The 12862-nt window shown below is 40.2% G+C and carries 16 protein-coding genes; 2 read left to right on the top strand and 14 right to left on the bottom strand.

The genetic code is table 11. The features are described from left to right. Positions 1-115 precede the first annotated feature (115 nt). Both HT728_RS07065 and HT728_RS07060 read left to right on the top strand, forming a co-directional pair. Entirely contained in the window at positions 116-916 is an 801-nt protein-coding gene (locus HT728_RS07065) for a DUF1189 domain-containing protein (RefSeq protein ID WP_173234499.1), read from the top strand. A 9-nt stretch (positions 917-925) separates the two neighbouring features. Beyond that, complete coding sequence (locus tag HT728_RS07060) at positions 926-1912, top strand: LacI family DNA-binding transcriptional regulator (RefSeq protein WP_050261020.1); 987 nt, start codon at positions 926-928, stop codon at positions 1910-1912. A 28-nt stretch (positions 1913-1940) separates the two neighbouring features. Here the strand turns inward: HT728_RS07060 and HT728_RS07055 are convergent, their stop codons facing one another. The 14 genes from HT728_RS07055 to rgg all read right to left on the bottom strand — a co-directional run bounded on the left by HT728_RS07055 (position 1941) and on the right by rgg (position 12856). Then, entirely contained in the window at positions 1941-2882 is a 942-nt protein-coding gene (locus HT728_RS07055; protein WP_112444813.1) for a YitT family protein, read from the bottom strand. Next, positions 2860-4623, bottom strand: a complete 1764-nt coding sequence (aspS, locus tag HT728_RS07050) for an aspartate--tRNA ligase (RefSeq protein WP_173234497.1) — start codon at positions 4621-4623, stop codon at positions 2860-2862. Before aspS ends, HT728_RS07055 begins: the two co-directional genes overlap by 23 nt. 135 nt (positions 4624-4758) lie before the next feature. Next, positions 4759-4989: a hypothetical protein gene (locus HT728_RS07045; RefSeq protein ID WP_173234495.1), complete on the bottom strand. Its 231-nt coding sequence runs from the start codon at positions 4987-4989 to the stop codon at positions 4759-4761. Between the two features lie 17 nt (positions 4990-5006). Next, the gene (locus HT728_RS07040; protein ID WP_173234493.1) at positions 5007-5648 is read right to left on the bottom strand and encodes a type II CAAX endopeptidase family protein; all 642 of its coding nucleotides are present in this window, start codon (positions 5646-5648) and stop codon (positions 5007-5009) included. Positions 5649-5657: 9 nt separating this feature from the next. Beyond that, positions 5658-6356 (bottom strand): ABC transporter permease, encoded by a 699-nt coding sequence (locus tag HT728_RS07035; RefSeq protein ID WP_173234491.1) that lies wholly within the window; start codon positions 6354-6356, stop codon positions 5658-5660. Further along, positions 6349-7173, bottom strand: a complete 825-nt coding sequence (locus HT728_RS07030; protein ID WP_061425775.1) for an ABC transporter ATP-binding protein — start codon at positions 7171-7173, stop codon at positions 6349-6351. Before HT728_RS07030 ends, HT728_RS07035 begins: the two co-directional genes overlap by 8 nt. A 10-nt stretch (positions 7174-7183) precedes the next feature. Further along, positions 7184-7930 carry a DUF3169 family protein gene (locus HT728_RS07025; RefSeq protein WP_173234489.1) on the bottom strand — a complete coding sequence of 249 codons (747 nt, stop codon included), beginning with the start codon at positions 7928-7930 and terminating at the stop codon, positions 7184-7186. Between the two features lie 11 nt (positions 7931-7941). Continuing rightward, positions 7942-8130: a hypothetical protein gene (locus tag HT728_RS07020; RefSeq protein ID WP_001046123.1), complete on the bottom strand. Its 189-nt coding sequence runs from the start codon at positions 8128-8130 to the stop codon at positions 7942-7944. Further along, on the bottom strand, positions 8117-8305 hold the full coding sequence (locus tag HT728_RS07015; RefSeq protein ID WP_173234487.1) for a hypothetical protein: 189 nt from the start codon (positions 8303-8305) through the stop codon (positions 8117-8119). Before HT728_RS07015 ends, HT728_RS07020 begins: the two co-directional genes overlap by 14 nt. Then, the gene (locus HT728_RS07010; protein WP_001176233.1) at positions 8305-8511 is read right to left on the bottom strand and encodes a helix-turn-helix transcriptional regulator; all 207 of its coding nucleotides are present in this window, start codon (positions 8509-8511) and stop codon (positions 8305-8307) included. The genes HT728_RS07015 and HT728_RS07010 overlap by 1 nt, the downstream gene beginning before the upstream one ends. Before the next feature lie 9 nt (positions 8512-8520). Beyond that, positions 8521-8835, bottom strand: coding sequence for a hypothetical protein (locus tag HT728_RS07005; RefSeq protein ID WP_173234485.1), 315 nt, complete (start codon positions 8833-8835; stop codon positions 8521-8523). A gap of 144 nt (positions 8836-8979) precedes the next feature. Beyond that, positions 8980-10260 carry a histidine--tRNA ligase gene (gene hisS / locus HT728_RS07000; protein WP_172924717.1) on the bottom strand — a complete coding sequence of 427 codons (1281 nt, stop codon included), beginning with the start codon at positions 10258-10260 and terminating at the stop codon, positions 8980-8982. Positions 10261-10451: 191 nt separating this feature from the next. Next, a complete protein-coding gene (locus HT728_RS06995; RefSeq protein ID WP_173234483.1) occupies positions 10452-11699 on the bottom strand; it encodes a transporter in 1248 nt (415 codons plus the stop codon). A gap of 305 nt (positions 11700-12004) precedes the next feature. Next, the gene (gene rgg / locus HT728_RS06990) at positions 12005-12856 is read right to left on the bottom strand and encodes a quorum-sensing system transcriptional regulator Rgg (RefSeq protein WP_173234482.1); all 852 of its coding nucleotides are present in this window, start codon (positions 12854-12856) and stop codon (positions 12005-12007) included. Positions 12857-12862: the final 6 nt, after the last annotated feature.

Raw genomic sequence — 12862 nt, 5'->3', positions numbered from 1 at the left:
ATTGTTACTGTAAGTAATGTCCTTACAACAAGCAATTTTTCTCCTAGACTTGAAATAAAGCACATTTCTCTATATAATAATACTCATATAGAAAACACCTTTTAGAAAGATACCTATGCTTCCATATCCATTTTCCTATTTTTCAAGTATTTGGGGATTTCGTAAGCCCCTGTCCAAACGTTTCGGACTCAACTGGTTTCAACTTCTCTTTACCAGTATCTTCCTTATCAGCTTGTCTATGGTACCCATTGCCATCCAAAACAGCTCACAGGAGACTTATCCGCTAGAAACTTTTATCGATAATGTCTATGAACCTCTGACAGATGAGGTTATCCAGGATCTCTCTGAACATGCTAGAATTGTTGATGGCACATTAACTTATACAGGAACAGCTAATCAAGCGCCTTCTGTTGTGATTGGTCCAAGCCCAAGTAAGGAGTTCCCGAAGGACTTGCAACTGCATTTCGATACAAATGAGCTGATCATCAGCAAGGAAAGTAAGGAACTGACCCGAATCTCTTACCGAGCGATTCAGACTGAGAGTTTCAAAAGTAAGGACAGCTTGACCCAAGCAATTTCTAAAGACTGGTACCAGCAGAATCGTGTCTATATCAGTCTCTTCCTAGTTCTCGGTGCCAGCTTCCTCTTTGGTTTGAATTTCTTTATCGTCTCTCTAGGAGCGAGTCTTCTCCTTTATATCACTAAGAAATCACGCCTCTTTTCATTTAGAACCTTTAAAGAGTGCTACCATTTTATCTTGAATTGTTTAGGATTGCCGACTCTGATTACACTTATTTTGGGATTATTTGGCCAAAATATGTCAACCCTGATTACTGTACAAAATATTCTTTTTGTTCTGTATCTGGTCACTATCTTTTATAAAACACATTTCCGTGATCCAGATTACCATAAATAGGAGATTTTTATGCCCGTTACGATTAAAGACGTGGCCAAGGCTGCTGGTGTTTCACCTTCAACCGTAACCCGTGTTATTCAAAATAAATCAACCATTAGCGACGAAACAAAAAAACGCGTTCGTAAGGCTATGAAAGAGCTCAATTACCATCCCAACCTCAATGCTCGCAGCTTGGTAAGTAGCTATACTCAGGTGATTGGTTTGGTTCTTCCTGATGACTCAGACGCCTTCTACCAGAATCCTTTCTTTCCATCGGTTCTACGTGGCATCTCTCAAGTCGCATCTGAAAACCACTATGCCATTCAGATAGCAACAGGGAAAGATGAGAAGGAGCGTCTCAACGCTATTTCACAAATGGTCTACGGCAAGCGTGTAGATGGGCTAATCTTTCTCTATGCCCAAGAAGAAGATCCCCTCGTCAAACTCGTAGCAGAAGAACAGTTCCCCTTCCTTATCTTAGGTAAATCTCTATCTCCTTTCATTCCACTTGTCGATAATGACAACGTTCAAGCTGGTTTTGATGCGACAGAATATTTCATCAAAAAAGGCTGCAAACGCATTGCCTTTATCGGAGGAAGTAAAAAGCTCTTCGTGACCAAAGACCGTTTAACAGGCTATGAACAGGCGCTGAAACATTACAAACTTACCACTGACACCAATCGCATCTACTTTGCAGACGAGTTTCTGGAAGAAAAGGGCTATAAATTTAGCAAGCGATTATTCAAGCACGATCCACAAATTGATGCCATCATCACAACCGATAGCCTCCTAGCTGAAGGGGTCTGTGACTACATCGCTAAGCACCAACTGGATGTCCCTGTTCTCAGCTTTGACTCAGTCAATCCCAAGCTCAATTTGGCAGCCTATATAGATATCAATAGCCTAGCCCTCGGACGCACTTCTTTAGAAACTATTCTCTGCATCATCAATGATTCTAAAGAAAATAGACAAATCTGCTACCGTCAGTTAATCGCCCACAAAATTATTGAAAAATAAAAACCAGCTCGCGCTGGTTTTTTTATCACTAATTTTCTGTTTCAACGAATCGTCCCAAAATATGAACATTCTCAGATACAGAGACAAAGGCACCTGGATCCACTTGTGTCATAATCTGTTTAAATTCATTAAACTCTGCACGTGTAATGACAGTAATTAAAACTGCCTTTCTCTCGTGATTATAGGTTCCTTCTGCATCGTGGATCATGGTTGCTCCGCGGTGCAATTTTTTATGGATTTTTTCAATTACCTTGTCTGGATGATTGGTCACAATCATGGCCTGCATGCGTTTTTGCTTGGTAAATACTGCATCTGTCACACGGCTAGAGACAAAGATGGTAATCATAGAGTAGAGAGCGTATTTCCAACCAAAGGTCAAACCTGCTATCAGCATGATGGTTCCATTTACCAAGAAAGAAATACTACCGACATTCTTACCTGTTTTCTTGCGAATGGTCAGGCTGACGATATCCGTTCCACCACTAGAGATATTGTTTCGAAGAGCAAAACCAATCCCCAAGCCCATGACAACACCCCCAAAAAGGGCATTGATAATGGGATCCTCCGTCAAGGTTGCCACAGGGACAAACTGGATAAAGAAGGAACTCATGGATACCGTGATAAAGGTAAAGACGGTGAACTTATGGCCAATCTGATACCAAGCTAAGACCATCAAAGGGAAGTTAATGGCGTAGAAGGTTAGCGAAATCGGAATATGAAAACCAAACCAGTGATTACTCAAGGCAGAGATAATCTGTGCCAGACCTGTCGCACCACTCGAATACACATGACCTGGTTGGAAAAAGAAATTGACCGCTACTGCTGATAAAAAACCATAGACCAGAGAAGCCGAAATCTTCTCATCGTATTTTTCACGAGAGATGCTTTGTAAGACACGTAAAATTTTTATCTGATAAGCAAAGCGGCGCAGATAATAGCGCCACCGCTTAATTCGTTTTGCTTGTTTCATCTTCTTCTACTTGTAAGCTGAGTTCCTCTAGTTGTTTGAGAGCGACTGTTGATGGAGCTTGTGTCATTGGGTCACTTGCCTTGTTGTTCTTAGGAAAAGCAATGACTTCACGGATATTTTCTTCTCCAGCTAAGAGCATGACAAATCGGTCAAGCCCGATAGCCAAACCACCGTGTGGTGGGAAACCATAGTCCATGGCTTCAAGAAGGAAGCCAAACTGGTCATTTGCTTCTTCTGCTGAGAAACCAAGAGCCTTGAACATGCGTTCTTGAAGGTCTTTTTGGTTGATACGAAGGCTACCACCACCAAGCTCATAACCGTTCAAGACGATATCGTAAGCAATGGCACGAACCTTAGCCAAATCACCTTCTAATTCGTGAGCAGTTTCTTCCTGTGGAAGGGTGAACGGATGGTGGGCGCTCATGTAGCGACCTTCTTCTTCAGACCATTCAAACATCGGCCAGTCAACCACCCAAAGGAAGTTGAACTTATCATTATCAATCAAGCCAAGCTCTTTAGCAATACGTCCACGAAGGGCCCCCAGCGTTGCATTGGCCACTTCAAGCGTATCTGCCACAAAGAGAACGAGATCCTTATCTTCAAGAGCAAGCGCTGCTGTCAAGTCTGCTTGGATGCCTGTCAAGAACTTGGCAACTGGTCCATTTAATTCTCCATCAACAACCTTAACCCAAGCAAGACCTTTGGCACCATACTGTTTGGCTACTTCCGTCATCTTGTCGATGTCTTTACGTGAATAGTTATCCGCAGCTCCTTTGACCACAATGGCTTTTACAGCAGGTGCTTCTGAAAAGACTTTGAAGTCTACACCTTTGACCACTCCTGTCAAGTCCTGAAGCAACATGTCAAATCGAGTATCAGGCTTATCAGAACCGTAAAGAGCCATCGCATCGTCATACTTCATACGAGGGAATGGTAGCGTCACTTCGATGCCTTTGGTTTCCTTCATCACGCGCGCAATCAAGCCTTCTGTAATATCTTGGATTTCTTGCTCAGTAAGGAAAGATGTTTCCAAGTCGACCTGGGTAAACTCAGGCTGGCGGTCACCACGCAAGTCCTCGTCACGGAAACATTTAACGATTTGGTAGTAACGGTCAAAACCAGCATTCATCAAGAGCTGTTTCGTGATTTGTGGACTTTGAGGAAGAGCGTAAAAATACCCTTTATTAACACGAGATGGCACCAAGTAGTCACGCGCCCCTTCTGGTGTTGACTTAGAAAGGAATGGTGTCTCCACGTCGATAAACTCCAACTCATCCAAATAGTTGCGGATAGAGTGTGTCACCTTAGCACGAAGTTTCAGATTTTCCAACATTTCTGGACGACGAAGGTCAAGGTAACGGTAACGCAAACGCGTATCGTCATTGGCCTCAATGCCATCCTTAATCTCAAATGGGGTTGTCTTAGCTGTATTAAGCACTGTCAGAGCTGTCACGTTTAACTCAACTGCACCAGTTGGTAACTTATCATTGGCTTGCTCACGCGCAGCGACCTGACCTGTCACCTCGATAACAAATTCGCTACGAAGGCTTTCAGCTGTTGCCATAACCTCTGCAGAGACTTTTTCAGGGTTGATAACTAACTGCATGATTCCTTCACGGTCACGAAGGTCGATAAAGATCAAACCACCGAGGTCACGACGACGGCCAACCCATCCTTTCAAGGTTATTTCTTGTCCGATGTGTTCCTCACGAACACGACCAGCATACATACTACGTTTCATGTTTTCTCTCCTCTTTTATTCTGTTACTATTTTACCATAAAAGCGCAGGCTCTTCATGAAAATCATCAGAAAAGTTTGCCAGTCTTTAAAAATTAACGCCCATACAAAAAGTCCGATGAACTTCACCGGACTCTTTTATTTTGAATTTTTGCCTGCTTTACGCTTTTCAGCGATTTCAGCTGCCTTTCGAGGCAAGACAATTTCCGTTGTGTAAGCTGTCCCAAAACGCCAGATACCAGCAATAGGGGCAAAGACTACTGCTAGATAGTTATAGAAGAAATCGCCCTTAAAGGCATAAGCTAGCGCTCCAATGATGAAAAATAGAACGACTGCTTGAATCACTGCTAATAAAATTACTCGTTTCATGTGACCTCCTGACTCTATTATAGCATGAGAATCATCAAAAAGCCGACTAAATTATTCAAAGCGTGGAGAGAAATACTGTAGACCAGACCTTTTCTGCTAATATAGGCCAATCCCAAACTAAAACCAAGGCTAAAATAGACAAAAAATTGTTGCACATCACCTGGGAAATGAATCAAGGTAAACAGAACACTGGATACCAGAAGAAAAATCAGAGTTTGTTTACTATTGTCCTGCTTAGGAAAGAGGTAGCGTGCTAACATCCCTCTAAAGATAAGTTCTTCCGTCAAAGGAGCAAAAATAACGACCGCAAAGAATGAGAAAAGTGGTTGAGACAAGGTCAAGTCTATCGCTATTTGCTGATTTACTGAAGGATCATTTGGCAAGAAAAACTGGACAACCAGAGATAAGAACCAAACCAAGGCAGGAAGCCAAATAAATCGGTTGAAGCCACTCTTCTCAATACGAACAGGACCTTTCTGATACCATTTGTAAATGCCGTACACATAAACTCCAGCCAAGGCCACATAGAGTAAGGTCACAGCATAGGGTGAAGCGCCTAAGGTAAGCGACGTAGTCGCGAGCACCTGAATGAAGCCATAGATGAATAAAAAGGATAGAAAGGCTAGAAGAAACCAGCCAAGGTTTTTAAGTAATTTCATATAGATCTCCTATCTTGCTTTATAGCTGTTTTTCAATACAAAGAGGTTTGCTATCCCTAACACAAGTACCCATGCAAGTAACATACCAATATTAGAAAAAGATATTTCCCCACCTTTTTTATTTAAAAGATTTACAATAGGACCAACGAACGAGTAATCCAACATTTTTTGAGCCGTATCATTTTGAAGAGCAATTATGGGTAAAAAAGATACGATTAGCATAGGGAAGATACTATAAACTTGCGCTTTAGATTGAGTATCTGACACCGCACCGATTAGAAGGTTGAGAAAAATAATACAAATAGTTGCTAGGAGCAAATAGATAGCATAGGCAAATAAATAACCAGATACATCTACTTTAAGATAGATGGGAAGTACAATCATAGCAAGTAACATTATCAGAATAGGGAGAACGAGCATACTGAAAGTATATTCTGTTGCTGTCACACCACTTAGAATGAGTGATTTAAGATTTCGTTTTTCCTTATCCTCTGCCATCATAATCGATACCATATAACCACTTCCCATGCTCAAGACCATCGTCAAGCTAGCAGATAGTAAAAATAGGCTCAATTGTCCATTCTTATTTAAAAATTCATTATATAAAACAGCAATACCAAAAGGCATCAATAGAGTCGCCAACAAAGTTGAATTGCTGATAAGAACTTGCACTCTTAACCATAGTAGGGCATTTAATTTTCTAAACATCTAACTTTTCTCCTGTCAATCTGATAAAGATTTCTTCTAGTGTCGGCTCACAAGAGTGAACCACCATCAAATCTGTCGTGTCTAAATGTGGTAATTCTTCAAATGGAACTATCTGTTCTCGTCCATCGTTATAAACCACATGTACTTTCTTATCCACATGATACTTCTGGATAATATCTTGTGGACTTCCATACTCTATTAAATTACCCTTATTTAAAAGAGATAAGCGATCACAAAGCAGAGTTGCTTCATTCATATCATGCGTGGTCAGAAAGATAGTTGTCCCCGCCTGCTTTAATTCTTGAAGTAGGGTATGAATCATCTTAGATGTTGTAGGGTCTAAGCCACTGGTTGGCTCATCGAGAAAGAGAATCTTAGGAGCATTCAGAAGGGCACGAGCCAAGAACATTCGTTGTTTCATTCCAGTAGATAACTTTTCTGCAATAATATCTTTAGCATCTGCCAATCCAACCTGTTGGAGCACCTGATTTACTCTATCTGACTTGAGACCATATAACTTAGCATAGATGAGAAGATTTTTATAAAGACTCATCTTTTCATAAAAACCACTGCCATCACTAACAATGCCAATTTGTTCCAAATCATTTGAGGTTAAATCTTGAGAATTCTTGCCTAACAAAACTGTTTTACCTTGATCTGCAGCCAACTGACCTGTCAAGACATTGATCATGGTTGTTTTACCTGAGCCAGAAGGGCCAAGAAAACCAAAGATTTCTCCCTCCTTAATCTCAAAAGAAATCTGGTGAAGAGCTTTCTTGCTCCCAAAACTTTTGCTTACATTTTCAACACGAATCATAGAAACTCCTTTATTTAAAATAACGTTTCACCATAGGCAACTGCATCACACCGATATAAATATGGATCACTCCTACCAGCAGGAAAGCTAGTAACTGAATCTCTCCTGTCAGCAAGGAAAAGAGAGCAATCAAAAAGTAGAGACCTGGCAAGACATATTGGTTTAATTGGAATAAAATTCGAAAACTCTGTTCCAAATTAGCCTGGCGCTCCCCTTCATCGCAAGAATTGACATAGTCTAAATAATCCTTTGGTGTAGAGAAAAATGCCAAATCAAACTGACGAACAATCGCAATAGTCTTATAAAAATATTTTTGAGCATTAAAAATCAACACTAATCCCAAAAAAGAAAGAGGTAAGATTAGATTGCTTCTATCTAGTACAATCACTTCACTTCCTGAAATAAAGAGAGCCAATAAAATCGCTACACTTGTAATATGAAAAGCAATAGTTCCAAACTCAAGATTACGATGCATTTGCACATAATAGGTTTCATTCAGATCATCGTCCATTTCCTCTTGATACAAGGAGTGAAATTTTCTGCTTTTCTTTAAGAAATTGAAAGTCAAAAGAATGCTAATGAAACCTATCAATAAACAAATAGCTGATATCCATGGTATCAAGACTTTTACATCTAACATAATTCCGTGGGATTCAGCAAGTGCCTTAAACATCCCTACAAAACCGCCCAAGAAACCTCCCAAGACAACAGACATTAAAAATAACAATCCACCTTTATTTTTCTTTTTCTTTTCCATATTCATTCTCCTTATTTACTTGCTAGATTTTTGGATTTCTTTTCAATCCAGTCAACGACTGGGATAAGAGCAAAGTAGGCCCAGATAAATTGGTCGCTGTAATAGAGATCAAACCATCCTAGATTTGTTCCAATTAGTAGACACAGGCTGACTAATAGAGCTATGGCAACTACATAATAAATCACTTTATACTTGTTCATCATTTTTCTCCTTTTTCTCCAACCGATTGAAAATGGATAAGAGGACTAAGTTAACCCAAAACAAATACTTACTTTCAACAAAATAGAACCACCCCAGTAATGTTCCAACCATAGCGAAAGCATTCACAATAAGGGCAAGAACACTCATGTAATAAATCACTTTATACTTGTTCATCACTCGTCCTCCTCCAAGCGAAATACTGATTCGACTGTTTCGTTGAAAATTTGAGATATTTTCAAAGCAATCACAACGGACGGGGTGTATTCGTCCCGTTCTAATAGGCTGATAGTCTGTCTGGAAACCTCTGCTAGCTTGGCTAGTTCGGTTTGATTAAGGCCATCGCGAGCCCGCAGCTCTTTTAGACGATTTTTTAGTTGCATGTTACACACCTACTCTCCGTCAAATTCAACGGATTGGATATCCTCAATACGTTGCAACTTGATTTTTTCTTTTCCCGTCTTGTCTACATATCGTAGCTTGACCCATTCCTCATCAACATCCACAACTTCCCAAAAATTTGTTCCAAATAGTTCTCCAATGATTGTTGGTTTCTTTCCAATCATTTCTTGCAATAATCTCGACATTTCTGCGTTTCCTTTCTCTTTTCTTTCGATTACCTTTAACCTCTTCTCTAACCGCTTGATTTTCTTAGATTGACTCATATAAATCAAGACGAGAAAAGGAAACAAAATCCATACCCACATGTGGCTCCCTCCTATTTCTTAACTTGTTTATATTGTAACACATCTTTTTCTTTTTGACAATCATATTTGTCAAAAAGATTATGATTTTTGTCATTTTGCAAAAGAAAAAGGTCAGGAGTAAAATCCTGACCAGTTTATCTACTATTAAAAGCCTAATTTTTCAAAGATTTCTGAGAAGTTTTGGCTGATAGCATCAAGTGATACTTGCACTTCTTCTCGTGTTTGGTTGTTCTTGACCGTCACTTGTCCGCTTTCGACTTCGCTCTCACCTAGAGTGATGAGGGTCTTAGCCGCAAAGACATCGGCTGACTTGAACTGAGCTTTGAGCTTACGGTTGAGGTAATCACGCTCTGCTTTGAAACCTTGTTGGCGAAGAGCCTGTACCAATTCCAAGGCCTTAACATTTGCTCCATCACCCAAGACTGCGATATAGACATCTAGGGCGTTTTCGATAGGGAGAGCCACACCTTGCTTTTCAAGAATGAGAAGCAGGCGCTCTACACCAAGTCCAAAACCAAATCCAGCAGTTTCAGGGCCTCCAAAGTAAGAAACCAAACCATCGTAACGGCCACCCGCACAGACTGTCAGGTCATTGCCCTCAATCTCAGTGATAAACTCGAAAATAGTGTGATTGTAGTAGTCCAGACCACGCACCATATTGGTATCGATGATATAGTCTACTCCAAGATTTTCCAACATCTGACGCACAGCATCAAAATGAGCTTGGCTTTCTTCATCAAGGAAATCCAAGATAGACGGTGCATTCTCCACTGCCACCTTGTCTTCTTTTTCCTTAGAGTCCAAGACACGGAGAGGATTTTCCTCCAAACGACGTTGGCTATCCTTAGACAAGGTCTCCTTGAGCGGTGTCAAATAGTCAATCAAGGCTTGACGGTAGGCCGCACGACTCTCAGGATTTCCAAGAGTGTTGAGGTGCAATTTGACACCTTGGATGCCGATTTCTTTCAGGAAATGAGCTGCCATAGCAATGGTTTCCACATCAGTAGCTGGATTGCTAGATCCAAAACACTCAACACCAATCTGGTGGAACTGGCGCAAACGCCCTGCCTGTGGACGCTCATAGCGGAACATAGGGCCCATGTAGTAGAACTTACTTGGCTTTTGTACTTCTGGGGCGAAGAGTTTATTTTCCACGTAGGAACGGACAACGGGCGCTGTTCCTTCTGGACGGAGAGTAATATGGCGATCACCCTTGTCATAAAAGTCATACATTTCCTTGGTTACGATATCCGTTGTATCTCCGACAGAACGGCTGATAACCTCGTAATGCTCAAAAATAGGCGTGCGCACTTCTGCATAGTTGTAGCGCTTGAAAATCTCACGGGCAAAGCCCTCAACGTACTGCCATTTGGCAGATTCAGCAGGTAAAATATCCTGCGTTCCTTTTGGTTTTTGTAATTTCATAGGGAATCCTCTTTAAACTTAATAGTCTTATTTTACCATAAATAGAGGGATTAAAACAGTAAGAAAAAAATTAGGATTTATACTCAATGAAAATCAAAGAGCAAACTAGGAAACTAGCCGCAGGTTGCTCAAAGCACAGCTTTGAGGTTGGAGATAAAGCTGACGTGGTTTGAAGAGATTTTCGAAGAGTATTAGATATCATTTTTGAGATTAATAACTGTCAAAAGAATAGCTAACAAGGAAAGACCAACAAATAGCATCCAAGTCAACTGTATATTCCATACAGCTATAAGTGAAAAACAAGCTGTTCCCACAGGTATGGATAAGGTGAACAATAAACCTAAAAAATTACTGGTACGAGCTAGAACCTCTGGAGCTAGATTTTTCAGGAGCAAGGCACCAATCTTTGGTTGAACTTTACCAGACATATACAGAGTTGAACAGAGAAATAGTAAACCAAGTACGACTTGATTGAATAAATTAGCTAGACCAACTAGACTGAGTCCTACGGTCACCCACATCATCAATCTAGGCAAGGACTGCTTCCCAAAATAATCATTGCCCGTAAGGCTACTGATGATGATTGCTAACAAAGCACAGAATTGACTGATAAATAATGCCTCTGTGTAAGAAAAGTCCAAAAGAGAATGGCTCAAAAAGAAGATGTTATAGATGCTTCCTAAAGCGCCACCCAAGGCATTGATAAGCAAGACAGCACAGAGCATAAAACCAAAGTTTTTCTGTCCACTTTTAAGAAAAACGAGACGTAAATTTCGGTAAATTGTTAGGAACTGCTCTTTGATCGGAAGCTTCTCATTTTTTAGAATTTCACCATCAGCAGATGAGATTGACAGGCTCAATTTGCTTTTTCCTAAAAAGAGGATAACGGCTGATACTAGGAAAAAACAGGCATTGATTCCCGCAACGAGAGAAAAATTATTGACCGATAGACCTAAGAGCCAGACTCCAAAAGCTTGACCACCAATAGCTGAAATATAGGTGATAAACTGTGAAAAAGAATAAGCTTCCATCAAATCCTCTTCAGCTACTTTTTCCTTAATAAGAGGCATGCGCAAGCCACCTGCAAAATCACTGATGACATCACTAATGACGTTGATCAAACACAGGCTAGAAAAGGCAAAGAGACTAGCTTGATGAACAACTAGGGCTGCCAGAAAAAATAAAACCGCCTGAAACAAACCGCTGTAAGTCATCCATTTGACCTTGTCCCTCGTGTAATCTGCCCGAATCCCTACAAAAACTGTAAAGAAAGTCGGAAGAATCATGACAATATTCGCCATAGCAACCGCAAAAGAGGCTTGTGGCAAGGTCGATGCATAAACGATAAATACCAGGTTAAAAATTGAAGCACCAAAAGCATTGAAGAAACGTGACAAAGTCAAGAGTCGATAAGCTTGATTTCTAAACAATAGTTTCATAGATAATCTCCCTTCTTGTTCAAATACTCAATGAAAATCAAAGAGCAAACTAGGAAGCTAGCCGAAGGCTGTACTTGAGTACGGCAAGGTGAAGCTGACGTGGTTTGAAGAGATTTTCGAAGAGTATAAGTTTTATGTGAAGTATGACTATAGTATAGCACTTAGAAATTTTAGAGGAAAAACTTTTGAACATATGCAACAAATAAAATGAGCAAAAAGAAACGATAGAATTTCTCCAGTGACACGAGAGAGCCCAACAGTTCTATCGCTTCAAATTTTAAATTATTTTCTTAGTTTGCAAATATTCAACAATCGGAGGTTTTTCTATAGTATTCGGCAGATTTATTACAGCCAAGCATCTCAAAAATACGGACAGCATCCTCCATCTTTTTCTGACCTTCCTTGACTCTACCTTGCTTGCTATCAAGGAGACCTTCCGCCCATAAATAGACAATTCGGAAATAGGTTTCATTTTCATTATAGAAATGCTCTTCGATAACACGTTTAAAATAAGAGGCATTGGTAAATTCTTCACACTCAATGCTGGCTAAAAAGCCATTCAATAGTATAGTGTGAAAAAGGTTTCGATTGCCAGACATTTCCATTAGAAAATCAGATTTTCGTACCATCTCTCTAACATACCTAGTAAAAAGAGAAACAGATAAAAAGGGAGAACTGACTGAAAATAAATTGAGTTCATAGATTCCCCAGATCTCGGTAGAAAACAGATAGTCATGAAGGACTTTCCCCTCCTCTGCCGTTAACTCTACCCTTTCGTCCATGCTCTTCATATAAGACTTGATAAGAATGGCATTTAAAATATGTTTCTGTTTGTTTTGAGAATGGGCATGCTTTTGATACTCCCTGCGATACAAGTCCTCAAGAGGTGCTATATTCTTTGGATCCAAGACATCTATGATTTCTTTTCTCAACTCAGAATCTGTATCATACTGAAAACCTCTCGCCAGAAAGAGAATTTCCTCTACACTGGCAGATATATTTTCTAGGGCAAATAAAAACTTTTCCACCGAAAGCTCACTCTGACCTGTTTCAAATCGGGACAACATAGACGGCGAAAATTGTCCCCCAGTTGCTTGTCTCAGCGAGATATTTCTTGACTCTCGTAATTGTCTAAAGACTTTTCCAATCTGCTCCATAGACTT

It is taken from the genome of Streptococcus sp. 544 (assembly GCF_013277385.1).
Taxonomy (GTDB): domain Bacteria; phylum Bacillota; class Bacilli; order Lactobacillales; family Streptococcaceae; genus Streptococcus; species Streptococcus mitis_BA.
The sequence above is the reverse complement of the archived record's forward strand: the minus strand, read 5'-3'. Positions and strand labels throughout refer to the sequence as shown.